This is a genomic window from Thalassotalea eurytherma (assembly GCF_030161415.1).
Classification (GTDB): Bacteria; Pseudomonadota; Gammaproteobacteria; order Enterobacterales; family Alteromonadaceae; genus Thalassotalea_G; species Thalassotalea_G eurytherma.
Window position 1 is genome coordinate 22659 of record NZ_BSSU01000002.1, and the last position, 15411, is coordinate 38069.

Below are 15411 nucleotides of genomic sequence, written 5' to 3' on the forward strand. Positions count from 1 at the left end.
GATTAACGACGTTTACTGCGCCCTTTCGCTGAAGGCTTGTTACGGCTTGGTTGTGAACTTTTGTTTTTTGATGCTATCTTTCTGTTTTTAGCTTGCGTTGTTTTGTATCGATTTTGACTCGATTTATCAAAAGTTTTCGTAGAATTTTCAGCCATTTCGTCTGCAGTCATTTCATAGCCTGGCATGACAATACGCTCAAACTTTCGGTGAATAAACGTTTCAATATTTGCCATAAACTTTTCGTCTTTAGGTGAAACAAGTGAAATTGCTGTACCCGTTTTACCAGCGCGCCCCGTGCGGCCTATACGGTGAACATAATCTTCAGCTAAAAACGGCAAATGGAAATTAACCACATACGGTAAATCAGGAATATCCAAGCCACGCGCGGCTACGTCTGTTGCGACCAATACACGTACCTGCCCTTCGGCAAATTGTTCTAACGCCTTGTTTCTTGCACCTTGTGATTTATCACCGTGGCAAATGGCGGCTTTAATACCATCAAGTTTCAATTCTTTAGCTATAACATTAGCGCTTTCTTTCGTACCTGCAAAAACAAGTACTTGTTGCCAATTATTGACACCGATAATTTCTGATAGCAATTCACGCTTTCTTGCTTCTGATACAGCATAAACCGCTTGTTTTACTTTGCCAGATGTTGAATTTTGCTTGGCAACTTCAATCGTTTTTGGTGTATGTAAAATTTGATTGGCAAGTGTTTTGACTTTGTTTGAAAAAGTCGCTGAATACAGTAAGGTTTGGTGTTTATGTTTAATCAAATCAAAAACACGATTAATGTCAGTTAAAAAGCCCATATCTAACATGCGATCAGCTTCATCAAGAACTACATGTTCAACACCAGATAAACTCACATTGTGCAGTGTTGAGTGTTCTAATAATCGACCGGGCGTCGCCACTAAAATATCGACACCTTGTTTAAGCATTTTTGCTTGGCTAGGCATTGCGCCACCGCCATACACTACTCCAGCATTTAGTGGCATAAACTGAGTGTACGCTACAATGTTGTTAAATACTTGTTGGGCAAGTTCTCGCGTTGGCGTCAGCACTAGCACCTTAACTTGATGATTACCTTTGGCTTTTTTATCCGCGATAAGATCGATAAGAGGCAACGAAAATGCAGCGGTTTTACCCGTTCCCGTTTGAGCACTTGCTAAAAGGTCATGACCTCTGCGGATTAACGGAATCGATTTTTGTTGGATTGGTGTTAAGTTTTTATAACCACACGCTTTAACCGCTTTTAAAAGATCCGCCGACAAGCCAATTGCATCAACACTCATGTTATTACCTCAAGTTTAAAATCGGCGCGATTATATCAAACTCTATCAAAATAGTAGGCTTAATTTTCCAATAGCCAAGATTTTGCAGATTCTACGTTGCTGTAAGCAAACAACTGCACTTTAGCACTAACAAAATGAGTGACTAATGGCGTGAGTAAATTCCCCATAACAGAATCTGTCACTAAGGCTACTTTAGTAATAAACTTATGATGCTCTTTGACAAAACTTAAATGACTTAACAAGGCGCTAAAAGACTCCCAACCAGGGAAGTCTTTTGTATAGATCATCACGCCTTTCAACCCCCCTGACCCTGCAATATATGGGTCAATAATGCCCTTCGCTTCAAGAAAGTCAGCCTCAGTAAGGGCACCTTCAGGTTCTAAAATTGCAATACCGTAATTAGGTTGTAAAGTAACGTGCAGCATAATTAAACTCCGTTAGTTGTTAAAGCTTAATAATTTTATTTGTCATGTTTTAGCCAAATACCTTGCGTTAGTTTCAGTTCATTCTCTTGTGAAGTGGTCACTTCAAAGCTTGGTATCTTGCCACTTGCCAACTGTTTATTGTAATCACTAGTGATATAAACAACAGCCTTGGTTAATAAGATAATTGCGGTAACATTGACTAAAGTCATCATGGCTACTGACATATCAGCCAATGCGATGACCTGTGGCAATGTCGCCTGAGCCCCCACCACCAACATGACTAAAAAGCCTACACGTAAAAACCAACGACCAACAAAATTGTTCAAATTTATGTACTTCAAATTATTGTCGGCATAAGCAAAGTTTGCCACAATGGATGTAAAACCAAACACTAAAATAGCCAAGGATATAAACTCATTACCCCAGCTACCCACTTGGCTAGCTAACGCCTGTTGCGTTAATTGAATACCTTCCGCACCAGCCGTTGAATCTTGTGACAGTAAAATTACAAACGCAGTGCATGAACAGATAATAATCGTATCGAAAAAGACAGCAAACATCTGTATATAACCTTGAGAGACAGGATGAGGCGGATATGGCACAGCAGCAGCGGCTGCGTTTGGCGAACTCCCCATGCCGGCTTCATTAGAGTATAGGCCACGTTTTATGCCTTGTAACGCTGCACCAAAAACACCACCGGCAACTTCCTCAAAACCAAACGCTTGTGCAATGATGCTATAAAATATGACTGGCACTTGTTCAATATTTAGCACTAATACGGTACCTACAACTAAAATATAAGCTACGCCCATAAAAGGCACGGTTATCTCTGCAAAACGAGCGATATTGCGTAAACCACCTAAAATGATAAACGCTGCAATAATTGTGATCACTATTCCGGTGTATAATGGCGTAAAGCCAAAAGAACCTTCAAATGCTTGGGCAATAGAGTTTGCTTGAACAGCACTAAAGACAAATCCATACCCAAAAAACAAACAGAGCGAGAAGACAATCGCCATTTTCTTGCTGTTTAAGCCTTTACGCATGTAATAGGCGGGTCCACCACGAAACTCACCGTTCTCGCCTTTTTCTTTATATAACTGACCTAAAGCACTTTCCACAAATGCTGTCGCCATGCCTAAAAACGCAATTAACCACATCCAAAAGACGGCACCTGCGCCACCTAAACTGATGGCAACAGCAACGCCCATTAAATTACCTGTACCTACCCGCGCGGCAAGCGTAGTACAGAGCGCCTGAAATGATGAAATACCTTGGCTTGAAGACTGTGTACTCATTCTGAGTACTGAAAACATATGACCAAAACGTGTAAATTGAATGCCTTTGAGTTTTACACTAAACCAGATACCGCAACCAATTAATACGTATATCAGGATGTCATTCCATAAATAACCATTAATGGTATTTATCCATTGTTCAATCATATGTTCACCTAAAATGCTAACCTGCCTCTACCATAACAAAAATAGTCACTATTTATGTAGCCAAGTGGTTAAATAGCATCATATTTTTGTGAAATAAGATATTTAGACATAAAAAAAGCCCGCACAAGGCGAGCTTTTTACTGAGGGATACTTACGTATTATAACGCTTTGCTAATCTCTTCAACTGAAGATTTCGCATCGCCAAATAACATTTGTGTATTATCTTTAAAAAACAGAGGATTTTGCACGCCAGCATAACCCGTGTTCATTGAGCGTTTAAATACCACCACGTTTTTAGCGTGCCAAACTTCTAATACCGGCATACCAGCGATTGGGCTTGTCGGATCTTCAGCCGCTGCTGGGTTAACGGTATCATTAGCACCAATAACTAAAACAACATCGGTATCAGCCAAATCATCATTGATTTCTTCCATACCTAACACGATGTCGTATGGCACTTTGGCCTCAGCAAGTAGTACGTTCATATGACCCGGCAAACGACCCGCAACAGGGTGAATACCAAAACGTACTGAGATACCCATGGCTTTTAGTTTTTGAGTTAGCTCGTGCACCGGATATTGCGCTTGTGCAACCGCCATACCGTAACCTGGCGTAATGACGACCGACTTTGCATGCTTTAATAGCTCAGCAACACCTTCAGCTTGGATCTCAACATGTTCACCATAATCGGTATCAGTATCAACTTTGACGTCAGTACCAAAGCCACCGGCAATCACACTAATAAATGAGCGATTCATCGCCTTACACATAATGTAAGATAAGATGGCCCCCGAAGAGCCTACCAATGCACCAGTGATAATTAACAAGTCATTACTTAACATGAAACCAGCCGCCGCTGCCGCCCATCCTGAATATGAATTAAGCATTGAAACAACCACTGGCATGTCAGCACCACCAATTGACGCAACTAAGTGCCAACCAAAAACGAGCGCAATGATCGTCATGATAAACAATGGTGTATTAACACCACCTTGATTAACAAAACTAATCATCAATAAGAAGCTAATAACACCTGCCGCTAAATTCATTTTATGGCGATGAGGTAACATCAATGCAGCTGAATTAATAATGCCACGCAGTTTACCAAAAGCGACAATAGAGCCAGTAAAGGTAACAGCACCAATGAAAACACCTAAGAACACTTCGACTAAATGAATAGTGTGAGCGACATGTTGTTCGTCAGTTAATACAACCGACATACTGCCTTGCAGTTCAAAATAGCTGTTGTAGCCAACGAGTACTGCGGCTAAACCAACAAAGCTATGTAAAATAGCAACAAGCTCTGGCATTTGGGTCATTTCAACTTTTTTAGCAAGTTTTAACCCGACTGTACCGCCAATAAGCATCGCAACGATAATCATGCCTACGTTATCAACGCGAGGATCAGCAATCGTAGCAATAAGCGCGATTGTCATACCGGCTATGCCGTACCAATTACCTTCTTGAGCAGTTTCTTGTTTACTTAAACCGCTTAAACTGAATATGAATAATAACGCAGCAACAATGTATGCCGCGGAAATCAAACCTTGAGAAAATTCCATCGTGCTCCCCTACTTCCTAAACATCTTTAACATGCGGTCTGTAACCACAAAACCACCAACGATATTTATAGTGGCGATTAAAATCGCAAACGCAGATAGAATCTGTATCAATAAGCTGTCATTGCCTACTTGAAGCAACGCACCGACAATAATAATACCTGAAATCGCATTCGTGACGCTCATCAGTGGCGTATGCAATGAATGGCTGACATTCCAAACAACGTAATACCCCACCACACAAGCGAGTACAAAAACAGTAAAGTGCGATAGAAAATCAGCAGGAGCAACACTAGCAATCCAACCAAAAACACCAGCGCCTAATGTCATTAGCCAATATTTTTTCGGGGTCGCTTTAGACTTAACAACGTCGTCTTCAGCTGTTTTGTCTACTTTCTCAACTTTCGGCTTAGCAGGTGCTGCGCTTACTTGAATAGGTGGCGGTGGGAAGGTAATCTCACCAGCGTTAACAACCGTCATATTGCGAATGACCTGATCGTCAAAGTCGATAGTAAATTCACCGTCTTTTTCCGGACAAGTCAGTTTTGTCAGGTTGACTAAGTTATTCGCGTATAAGGCTGAAGATTGGTTAGGCAAGCGTGAAACTAAATCGGTGTAACCGATAATTTTGACACCAGAAATTGTCGATACTTTGCCGGGCTTGGTTAATTCACAGTTACCGCCACCAGCGGCTGCAAGATCAACAATAATACTGCCTGGCTTCATCGATTTAACCATCTCTGCAGTAATCAGTTTTGGTGCTGGCTTACCTGGAATCATCGCGGTCGTGATAATAATATCGACGTCTTTTGCTTGTGCCGCAAAGAGCGCCATTTCTGCGTCGATAAAGGCTTGGCTCATTTCTTTGGCGTAGCCATCACCTGAACCTGCATCTTCCTCTTCTTCATAGTCGAGCTCTAAAAACTCAGCGCCCATACTTTCAATTTGTTCTTTTACTTCTGGACGCGTATCAAAGGCACGAACAATTGCTCCTAAACTACCTGCAGTGCCAATTGCCGCTAAACCAGCAACACCTGCACCAATAACCATCACTTTTGCCGGCGGTAAATTACCCGCAGCAGTAATTTGCCCAGTTAAAAAGCGGCCAAAGTGATGAGTTGCTTCAACGACAGCACGATAACCTGCAATGTTAGCCATAGAGCTTAAGGCATCAAGAGACTGCGAGCGTGTCATCCTTGGTACCATGTCCATGGCCAATGTATTAATAGCTTTATCTTTCAGTGCGTCTAGCAATTCTGCATTTTGCGCTGGTGAGATAAAACTGACTAAATGCGCATTGTCTTTCATTAATGCGACTTCTTCGAGCGACGGTGGATTGACCTTGTAGATAATATCGCTTTGCCAAGCGTCGTCTACCGGGACAATAGTTGCACCAGCGTCAACGAGTTCAGTATCGTTAAAACTGGCTTTTTTCCCTGCACCTTTTTCCACGACAACTTCAAACCCTAACTTAATCAGTGCTTTGACTGATGTAGGTGATGCTGCTACTCGATTCTCTCCTGAAGTGGTTTCTTTGGGTATTCCTATTCTCATGAGGCACCTTATGTTCCTGTGAAAATTATATTTTTATAACGATGCGATAGTACCTATTGTTTTAACGGTACTTTGTTTCTCATTGTAATTGTTAACGCATACGTTTATTGTTTTACCATTTTGCGTTCGTTTTATATACAGCTTTTTGTTTTAACTTATATTATTTTCATTATTGATTGTCTAAATATGGTTATAAGTGACAATGATTTCGCAAACCGATACGATGAAAATAAACAGGAAAATTATGATTTATCAACTCGCAAAACATCGCCCCTCAATTGACGATTCATGTTTCGTTGCACCAACGGCAGCGGTTATCGGTCGCGTAACCTTAAAAGCCAATGCGAGCATTTGGTTTAATGTCGTTATTCGCGCTGATTGTGACGAGGTATTCGTTGGTGAAAACACCAACATTCAAGATGGTAGTATCTTGCATGTAGATGAAAACTTTCCGTTAACCTTGGGCAAAAATGTCACTGTGGGCCACAAAGTTATGCTCCATGGCTGTACGGTAGGTGATAATAGTTTAATTGGCATGAATGCTGTCGTGCTAAACGGTGCCAAAATTGGAAACAACTGTTTGATAGGTGCAAACGCGCTTGTCACCGAAGGTATGGAAGTGCCAGATGGTCACATGGCTTTAGGATCACCTGCTAAGGTAGTCAAAGCACTCGACGATAAAACCATGGGCTTACTAAAACTTTCGGCAAGTCACTATGTAAACAACGCCCAATTCTTTGATGAACACTTAGTCCAACTCGACAAATAACAGACATAAAAAAAGGCTGGAATGTCAGCCTTTTTTTCATTAATTTCACTATCAATCGCAATCATTTAGTGGCCACGTGACAATATATTTTTCAAAGTCATCAAGTGATACTTCATTGTCTTTCACCACCTTGCCTCGCACCGACATGCCTGCTGCATGCATTTTTGTGGTTTTTCCCTGATTTAATAGCGGATGCCATGATGGCATGCCTCGACCTTCTTTAAGCCGACGATACGTGCAACTTGGCGGCATGAAAAACACATCATCGATATTATCTTGCGTTAACCTGACACAATCTGGCACGAGTATCGTGCGCTTTTCATACTGCGTGCACTGACATGATTTATCGTTAAGTAAGTGACAAACAATCGAGCTATGAACCATTTGCTCATGCTCTTTAATATGATCGGTTGGCTTTAATTCATTGTCGTCATCAACGTCAGGATCGTCGATAAACTTATGCAAACAACATTTTGCACAACCATCACACAACGACTCCCACTCAGCGCGAGACATCTCTTCAAGTGACTTTGTTTCCCAAAACGCTACAACCTCAGGTTGCTTACTGGTTTTAGGTTTTGCCCGCGCTTTATTTTTTGCCATTTTATTTGCTACTTAATTGCAGGGTATTTGATACGATCAGACAACACGCCCACTGAACTGACGAAATAGTATGATAAATTCCAATGCATCAGTGATTTATAGTTATCGTAAGCTAAATAAACACGGCCATTCTGATCATCAGGAAACACCATAGCAGCCGTGATATCTACCTTAGGTAAATCTCTACCATCGGCGCGACGAACGCCGAGTGCTTGCCATTGTGCCATCGTTTTTTCATGACCATCCCAAGCTTTCAACCAGTTTTTACGACTACCTGTATTTTTAGGTATCGCATGAGAAATATCAAAATCTTCAGGCAATTGTACTTGTCTTCCCCAAGTTAAATCGTCATTCCAACCTTCTGTTTTAAGGTAATTTGCCATCGATGCAAAGACATCTGCTTTATTACCCCAGATATCTTTTTTGCCATCGCCGTCACCGTCAACTGCATATGCTAGAAATGACGTTGGCATAAACTGATTCTGCCCCATCGCACCAGCCCATGATCCCTTCATGTTTTCGACTTTGATATGACCTTCGTCCAAAATTTGCAGGGCGGCAAACAATTGCTTTTTAAAGAAAGCTTCACGGCGGCCTTCATAGGCTAATGTAGATAATGCCGATACCACATTATAGTTACCCATAATTCGGCCAAAGTTGGTTTCAAGGCCCCAAAGTGCAACGATAAAACGCGGCTGTACGCCGTATTCATCGCCAACTTTTACTAGTAACTCTTGATTTTCTTTGAATAGCTTGCGTGCACGTTGCACCTTCCAGTCAGGTACACGTTTTGGCAGGTAAGTATCTAACGTTTCAACGCGTTCAGGTTGGTTGCGATCTGCTTTAACTGCTCGTTGGTGAAAGGTCACATTAGCAAAAGCATTGTCTATGAATTGCTCACTATACCCTTTGCTAACTGCTTCTTGTTTTATCTGGGCGATATATTGTTCAAAACTAGGCTTTTTCTCATTGGCAAATGCGCATATGGAAATACTGGCGCCAGCAACGGCTACCGATAAAATACGGAAAAATGACGTCATTTTATTCATACTCACTGCGACCTTGCGCTTTTAAATGCTCTTTTAATAAATCTTCTTGAGGTGGTGGTAACTGCAAATAAAACCCGTTGTCAGCCAATTCACTTTTAACCTTGTCGATATCAGCAAAAGCAAGTTTGTCTTTGTTGGCCAAATTAACAATGGTTACCAATTGAGGTTTACCGAAAGTTTTTAATAATGGATCAGGTACACGTGAAAAATCTTCACGTTTTTCTACGAATAAATAAGTTTGCGCTTTTTTCGGGCTTTTATAAACCGCACATAACATGAGAACAACCTTTTAAGTAACAAGGATTATGTAATATAAATTATTGGTAATTATTGGCAATAAAGTTCGCCAAATCTTGGCCAATTAAGGCATTTCGCCACCCACTAAGCAAGTCAACTCGCTCACTAGTTTGGCGTATATTATTAATATTGAACTGCCATTTTAACAATTGATTCATCTGTTTTTTAGATGCTAATACGGCGATAGGTACGTTATGCTGTTCAGCCTGAGTTGTTAAAAAGCTTTTGAGGCGTTTGAATATTTGTTTATAGCCTGCTGCATTATCAAGGCGCTGAAGCTTTTCTGGGAAATCTTGTTCTTCAACTTGTGATGCTGATTTAAGTACATGCAGCATAGCCTTGCCTTTGTAACGAACATCTAGCATGTCACAACCTTCTAACGCTAACATTGCTGGGACGCTTTTAGGATCGTGAAGTGCTAGTGCGAACAATGTATTGTCTTTGGCGACAAAGCTAATAGGCAAATCGCGCTTAACCGCTTGCTCGTAGCGCCAGCTTGCTAAATACTTCAATCGATTCAAACCGACAGGGCTTAGCTTCCAGCTTAATTTCACGTCTTGATATAACAAACCGGCATTGATTGGCTGTGCTTTTTTATCAATTAAGTTTTGCGACTCTTGGCTAACCGCATCGAAATAGCCTTGCTCTTCTATTTGAGCGCGTAACTTTGGAAACAAACGATATAAGTAATACACGTCTGCGCCGGCGTATTGAATTTGCTTGCTTGATAATGGTCGTTTTGTCCAATCAGTACGTGATTCTGTTTTATCTAGTTCAATTGCTAAATAATGCTTTACCATTGCGGCATAACCTAGAGAAATACCATGCCCTAAAAATGCCATCATGATCTGACTATCAAGCATATTAGCAATTTTAACATTACCACTCGTTAAAAAGACTTCCAAATCTTCAGAACAAGCATGCAAGACTTTAAGAATATTAGGATTGGTTAACAGTTGCCAAAATGGTGATAAATCATCTACCGCTAATGGGTCGATACACGCGGTGGTATTAGCACTTGCTACCTGCAACAAGCCAAGTTTAGGGAAAAGCGTGCGTGTACGAACGAACTCAGTGTCTATTGCGAGTAGGCTTTCACCCGCTAATTGCTGACATAACTCAACGAGTTCAGCTTGGGTTTCAATCGTTAAAATCTGGTGTTCCATCAACAATTCACTTAAACAATTACAGTTAACTTGGACAAAGCACAGCTATCAAAACTGTGCTTAAAGAGATTGAAAAATTAAATTTGAGCTATTATCTGCGGCGTCGATTTGATTGCTGCTGACGCAAATGATGCTTTTTCACAGAGCGACGAATACGTCTGTTTTTAGCATTATCAATCGATTTTTCATCAACTTTGACTTTAGACTGTGTTTCAGGCGGTAATTGCACAGAATTACGATAGTAATTAACGTCTTTAAGGCCTAGCTCAACCCAACCACCCAAAGGCAATTGACGTTGTAATTGAATATCACCGTAACGCACTCGAATTAATCGACTTACCTGAACGTCTTGGCTTTCCCATAAACGGCGAACTTCTCGGTTTCTACCTTCAGTTAACACCACATGGAACCAATGGTTACGTCCTTCGCCACCACGGTAGGTGATTTTATTAAATTTGGCAGGACCATCTTCAAGCTTCACACCATTGCGTAAACGTTGCAACATTGCATCGTTAACTTCACCAAATACGCGCACAGCATATTCACGTTCTACTTTTCGAGATGGGTGCATCAATCGATTTGCTAGTTCACCGTCTGTCGTGAACAAAAGCATACCTTGGGTATTAATATCTAATCGACCAACAGCAATCCAGCGGCCATTCTCTAGCTTAGGCAATCGGTCAAAAACAGTTGGTCTACCTTCGGGATCTTTTCTTGTACACATTTCGCCTTCAGGCTTGTTGTACATAAGAATTCGGCAGATATCGCTGTCTTTCGATTGAAGGTTTACGGTATGGCCATCAACACGAATTTGCTCTGTACCGTCTACTCGATCGCCCAAGAAGGCAGTTTTTCCGTCAACACTTACTCGGCCTTGGCTGATAAATGATTCCATTTCACGACGTGATCCTTTGCCGGCTCTAGCAAGAACTTTTTGCAACTTTTCAGACATAGTCTTTTTCTCTTACGTCAGTAGTGATTACCTTAGGCACTGTCTGCTGACTCTTTAATAGGGGTTAGGTCATCTGCCAGTTTCATCTCAGGAACTGACATTAGCTCAGGTAACTGAGCTAACGACGTTAACGAAAAATAATCGAGAAAAGTTTTAGTCGTTGCATAAAGTGACGGCCTACCCGGTACTTCTTTATGGCCAACAACGTTAACCCACTCTCGATCTTGTAGTGTTTTCATAATATGACTGCTCACAGCAACACCACGAATTTCTTCAATCTCACCTCGTGTAATAGGCTGTTTATAGGCTATTAATGCAAGCGTCTCAAGTAAAGCGCGAGAATACCTTGGTGCTTTTTCTTGAAAGAGCAACGATAATTCGTTGGCAAACGCATCAATCGCTTGAAACCTATAACCTGAAGCGACTTCAATAAAGGCGACTCCTCTATCTGCATAATCGTCTGTTAACGTTTTAACGGCACGATTAAATTGCTGAGGACTGACTTTATACGGACTTAAAACCGTTGATTTAATTTGATTTTTAGACAATGGTTTATCGGCAACAAAGACTGCTGCTTCGATCAATTTAACCAATTGCTTATCATCAATATTTTCCATCAGGCAAGTTTAACCGATATTGAACCAAAAGCGTTAGTTTGAATGCATTTAATTAACGATTCTTTTAAAAGCTCTAAAATAGCTAAGAAACTTACAACAACCCCTGCCCTACCTTCATTTACATCAAACAAATAGACAAAATCGAGTTGCTGATTATTTGCTTGTTGTAATTGACTTAAAACCAGAGCCATACGCTCTCTTGTTGATAACGCTTCTCGTTGAATATGATGATGTTCAAATGCTTCACTGCGCTTCAATACATTTTGCATCGCAAACGCTAACTCATTCAAATCAACCTCTGGCAGTTGGATTTTTATTTTATAAGCTTCTGGCATCAGCGCATCGCCAGTATAAGTATCTCGTTCAAGACGAGGTAATTCATCAATATTTTCAGCGGCTTGTTTATATACTTCATACTCCTGCAATCGCCTTACAAGTTCCGCTCGAGGGTCAATTTCTTCATCGGCAACCACTTGTTTCGGTAATAACAGGCGTGACTTGATTTCAGCTAAAATAGCTGCCATCACTAAATATTCAGCTGCAAGCTCCATATTGAAGTCTTTCATCACTTCAACGTATTGCATATATTGGACAGAAATAGGCGCAATAGGTAAATCAAGAATATCGAATTTTTGTTTACGGATAAGATAAAGCAGTAAATCGAGCGGCCCTTCAAAGCTTTCTAGAATAACTTCTAGCGCATCAGGCGGTATGAATAAATCTTGTGGCTTTTCAATTACCGCCTCTCCTCGTACAAAGGCTAGCGGTAATTCTTGTTGAATCATATCACTCATTAAAATGGTTTCGAGATAATTGAAAACATAGTGTGTTATTTAAAAGGTTGAGGATCACCTTCACCTTCACGAATGATGTCAACCTCGCCCTCGCTAAAATCAATAATGGTTGTTGGATGCTCTCCTAAATACCCACCATTGATGATTAAATCTACGCGTTTTTCTAGAATATCTCGAATATGTTCAGGATCATATTCTGCCATATCTTCGCCTGGCATAATTAACGTTGTCGACAATAATGGCTCATTTAATTCTGCTAATAATGCTTGTACGATATTGTTTTTTGGAATTCGAATACCGATGGTTTTTTTCTTAGGATTCATCAACCGCTTAGGGACTTCCTTGGTTGCCTTAAAAATAAAGGTGTATGCGCCAGGCGTATTATTTTTCATTAGTCGAAAGGCGGTATTATCAACCTTTGCATAGTCTGATAATTCTGATAAATCACGACATACCAAGGCAAAATCATGGTCCATATCAATGTTGCGAATTTGGCATATTCGCTCTAGCGCTTTCTTATCGCCAACGTGGCAGCCAAGTGCATAACCTGAATCGGTTGGATAAACAATGACTGCGCCATCATGGATCATTTCAACAGCTTGTTTCATTAACCTTTGCTGAGGATTATCCGGGTGAACATAGAAAAACTGACTCATGTTAGTTCCTTTTTATCGGTTACTTGGCAACTACGCGCCTGCACAGTTCAAACATACCAAGCATTGCTTATATTGTAAGTAATAAAATGCTAATTAAACAGTAAATAAGCAAAATCTCTTCACCTTATTCACAAATTATCTTAACCTACTGGTACGACCAATAAAAAAGTAGAATCATAATGACAACATCGCGCGTAATCACCGCTATCGATGACCAAGGTATTGCACTGGTCTCTCTTAATCGTCCTGAAAAAGGCAATGCGCTTGATATGGCGATGTTTGATGCTATTTGTAAAACGATTAAACGCTTAAAAAAAGATAAGTCTGTGCGCGTTATCATTTTGCGTGGCCAAGGTGACAATTTTTGTACGGGGTTAGATATTAAGTCTGTTTTAACAAACGCCACAAATGGTATGAAGCTGTTGGCAAAGTGGTCGCCTTTTGTTGCTAACAAAGCGCAATATATTTGTACGGGTTGGCGAGATGTGCCCGTGCCGGTTATCTGCGTTATTGAGGGTATTTGTTGGGGCGGAGGTTTGCAAATTGCACTTGGTGCAGACTTTAGGATCGCAACACCTGATGCTAACTTATCTATCATGGAAGCTAAATGGGGCCTTATTCCTGATATGGGGGGATCATTACCGTTACGTGAATTAGTTGCTAAAGATGTAGCGCTAGAATTAGCGATGACAGCACGCCAATTATCAGGCACAGAAGCGAAGTCGTTAGGTTTAGTCACTCACCTAAGCGATAACCCTATTGAACATGCGCAAACACTGGCGCAAGAGCTTTTAAATCGTTCACCAGATGCCTTAGCGGCAGTTAAAAAACTGTATAAGAAATCGTGGTGGTCTGGCCCTGGTTTTGCTTTATTTAGAGAATCTTGGTATCAAATTAAAGTGTTGATGGGAAAGAATCAGCGTATTGCTGTTAAACGAGAGATGAGTGATGGTTCTACCGAAAAGAAACCTTACATAAATTGTAAGTTTAGGTAGGGTTTTAGTAGAACCTGTTATTAATCCAATTTATTGTTGCTACAGGTGGTTACTTGTCTACTGACAGGACTACCCCCTAACCTTTGCATTGTTAAAGTGACTATACCATCAGGGTAATCTGTTTTAATAATCAGGTAATCGACTTCCCTGCCAATAGTAATTAAATTCGTTGTACAGTTATCTGCTACACCTAAATAATGAGCATAATCAAGTGCTTCTCCATAAGACAATTCAGTTTCTATATTTCCGCCCAATTGGGAGGTTTCTATAAATTGAGCTAATGTTTGCCCACTCGAAGTTTTAGAGAACGTTTTCTCAAGTTCTAACCCAAGGCCTTTCATTGGGTTATCTGGCAAGGTCACTTTTATTGACAACACGGAGTTATCTTTAAACTCTATAACAAAGCTAAATGATTTATTTAAGTGTAAGTTAACGTTTAAAGCTACGTCCTGATCAATGGAAATGTTTATACGCTCTAATAAGTTATGAAGTTCCGATGTTGGACTCCCTGCTTCGCGAAAATGCCCATCCAACCAATTGTTTAAAAATGACTGACATCCGCTTGAATTATCATCAAAATGTCTTGAGTTAAAGTAGTACGATGTTGCAGTTAAGCAATTACCGAAGCGCGATATAAGATTAGGATCAACACCGTCAATATGTCCCACGTGCTCTGGAGACTGACCAAAAGTATTATAAAACATATCTTCTTCATATTGCTTGAATGAATATGTATTTAACAACTCAATATATTGAACATTTAGTTCTTTAAATAATCTAGCTGTATTTCTCTCAGAACTGTTAGTTGGCACGTCGTCGACGGTGTATTGCAATGTGTTTAACGAAGAAGGCTTTTTTACAACTGCTTTAAGCACATTTCCTGTTGTTGGGTAATAAAATATGAAAAATACCTGTGAAACAAACATTGATTCATTATCACATGTAATATCCTCTGGGTTTAAACGACACTCCTCGATCGTGTCACTGTTTTCAATATAACTTCTAGCCACAAATCTTAACGTCGTATCATTTATTTGCTTGCAGTCGATACTATTCACTAATGCACTATTGCAAATATACGTCTTTGTTACACTAGCTGTCGGCAGCGATGTGATTGATGCGAATAAAGGTGGGTGGTTTAACAAAATCAATAGGCCCAATAGCGCCATCATTACCTTAATAAACATTAAAATCTCCTTTTTAAATGAGTCTATTAGGTAAGCGCAATATAGCTC

General features: G+C 40.4%; 16 protein-coding genes. 2 read left to right on the forward strand and 14 right to left on the reverse strand.

What is annotated here, in order from left to right; translation table 11 throughout:
* Positions 1–2: 2 nt before the first annotated feature.
* The 5 genes from QQK02_RS01455 to QQK02_RS01475 form a co-directional block, all read right to left on the reverse strand.
* Positions 3–1295, reverse strand: a complete 1293-nt coding sequence (locus tag QQK02_RS01455) for a DEAD/DEAH box helicase (RefSeq protein ID WP_284206161.1) — start codon at positions 1293–1295, stop codon at positions 3–5.
* 59 nt (positions 1296–1354) lie between these two features.
* Entirely contained in the window at positions 1355–1720 is a 366-nt protein-coding gene (locus tag QQK02_RS01460; protein WP_284206162.1) for a SpoIIAA family protein, read from the reverse strand.
* 35 nt (positions 1721–1755) lie between these two features.
* Entirely contained in the window at positions 1756–3165 is a 1410-nt protein-coding gene (locus tag QQK02_RS01465) for an alanine/glycine:cation symporter family protein (RefSeq protein WP_284206163.1), read from the reverse strand.
* A 158-nt stretch (positions 3166–3323) separates the two neighbouring features.
* Positions 3324–4727 carry a Re/Si-specific NAD(P)(+) transhydrogenase subunit beta gene (gene pntB, locus QQK02_RS01470; RefSeq protein ID WP_284206164.1) on the reverse strand — a complete coding sequence of 468 codons (1404 nt, stop codon included), beginning with the start codon at positions 4725–4727 and terminating at the stop codon, positions 3324–3326.
* Positions 4728–4736: 9 nt separating this feature from the next.
* Positions 4737–6278, reverse strand: a complete 1542-nt coding sequence (locus QQK02_RS01475; protein ID WP_284206165.1) for a Re/Si-specific NAD(P)(+) transhydrogenase subunit alpha — start codon at positions 6276–6278, stop codon at positions 4737–4739.
* Positions 6279–6522: 244 nt separating this feature from the next.
* Here QQK02_RS01475 and QQK02_RS01480 point away from each other — a divergent pair, with 244 nt between their 5' ends.
* The gene (locus QQK02_RS01480) at positions 6523–7047 is read left to right on the forward strand and encodes a gamma carbonic anhydrase family protein (RefSeq protein ID WP_284206166.1); all 525 of its coding nucleotides are present in this window, start codon (positions 6523–6525) and stop codon (positions 7045–7047) included.
* 51 nt (positions 7048–7098) lie between these two features.
* On the opposite strand, the gene QQK02_RS01485 is transcribed toward QQK02_RS01480, so the two are convergent.
* From QQK02_RS01485 to QQK02_RS01520, 8 genes are all read right to left on the reverse strand, one after another.
* The gene (locus QQK02_RS01485) at positions 7099–7650 is read right to left on the reverse strand and encodes a YcgN family cysteine cluster protein (RefSeq protein WP_284206167.1); all 552 of its coding nucleotides are present in this window, start codon (positions 7648–7650) and stop codon (positions 7099–7101) included.
* 8 nt (positions 7651–7658) lie between these two features.
* Positions 7659–8699 (reverse strand): lytic murein transglycosylase, encoded by a 1041-nt coding sequence (locus QQK02_RS01490; RefSeq protein WP_407704994.1) that lies wholly within the window; start codon positions 8697–8699, stop codon positions 7659–7661.
* Positions 8692–8976 (reverse strand): YcgL domain-containing protein, encoded by a 285-nt coding sequence (locus QQK02_RS01495; protein WP_284206168.1) that lies wholly within the window; start codon positions 8974–8976, stop codon positions 8692–8694. Before QQK02_RS01495 ends, QQK02_RS01490 begins: the two co-directional genes overlap by 8 nt.
* Positions 8977–9016: 40 nt before the next feature.
* The gene (rnd, locus tag QQK02_RS01500; protein ID WP_284206169.1) at positions 9017–10162 is read right to left on the reverse strand and encodes a ribonuclease D; all 1146 of its coding nucleotides are present in this window, start codon (positions 10160–10162) and stop codon (positions 9017–9019) included.
* A gap of 91 nt (positions 10163–10253) precedes the next feature.
* Positions 10254–11114 carry a 23S rRNA pseudouridine(2605) synthase RluB gene (gene rluB, locus QQK02_RS01505; protein WP_284206170.1) on the reverse strand — a complete coding sequence of 287 codons (861 nt, stop codon included), beginning with the start codon at positions 11112–11114 and terminating at the stop codon, positions 10254–10256.
* Positions 11115–11146: 32 nt separating this feature from the next.
* Positions 11147–11731 (reverse strand): SMC-Scp complex subunit ScpB, encoded by a 585-nt coding sequence (gene scpB / locus QQK02_RS01510; RefSeq protein ID WP_284206171.1) that lies wholly within the window; start codon positions 11729–11731, stop codon positions 11147–11149.
* Entirely contained in the window at positions 11731–12525 is a 795-nt protein-coding gene (locus QQK02_RS01515) for a segregation and condensation protein A (RefSeq protein WP_284206172.1), read from the reverse strand. Before QQK02_RS01515 ends, scpB begins: the two co-directional genes overlap by 1 nt.
* A 35-nt stretch (positions 12526–12560) precedes the next feature.
* Complete coding sequence (locus tag QQK02_RS01520; RefSeq protein ID WP_284206173.1) at positions 12561–13181, reverse strand: L-threonylcarbamoyladenylate synthase; 621 nt, start codon at positions 13179–13181, stop codon at positions 12561–12563.
* 179 nt (positions 13182–13360) lie between these two features.
* Here QQK02_RS01520 and QQK02_RS01525 point away from each other — a divergent pair, with 179 nt between their 5' ends.
* Positions 13361–14176, forward strand: a complete 816-nt coding sequence (locus QQK02_RS01525; protein WP_284206174.1) for a crotonase/enoyl-CoA hydratase family protein — start codon at positions 13361–13363, stop codon at positions 14174–14176.
* Between the two features lie 20 nt (positions 14177–14196).
* On the opposite strand, the gene QQK02_RS01530 is transcribed toward QQK02_RS01525, so the two are convergent.
* On the reverse strand, positions 14197–15363 hold the full coding sequence (locus QQK02_RS01530) for a hypothetical protein (RefSeq protein ID WP_284206175.1): 1167 nt from the start codon (positions 15361–15363) through the stop codon (positions 14197–14199).
* Between the last annotated feature and the right edge of the window lie 48 nt (positions 15364–15411).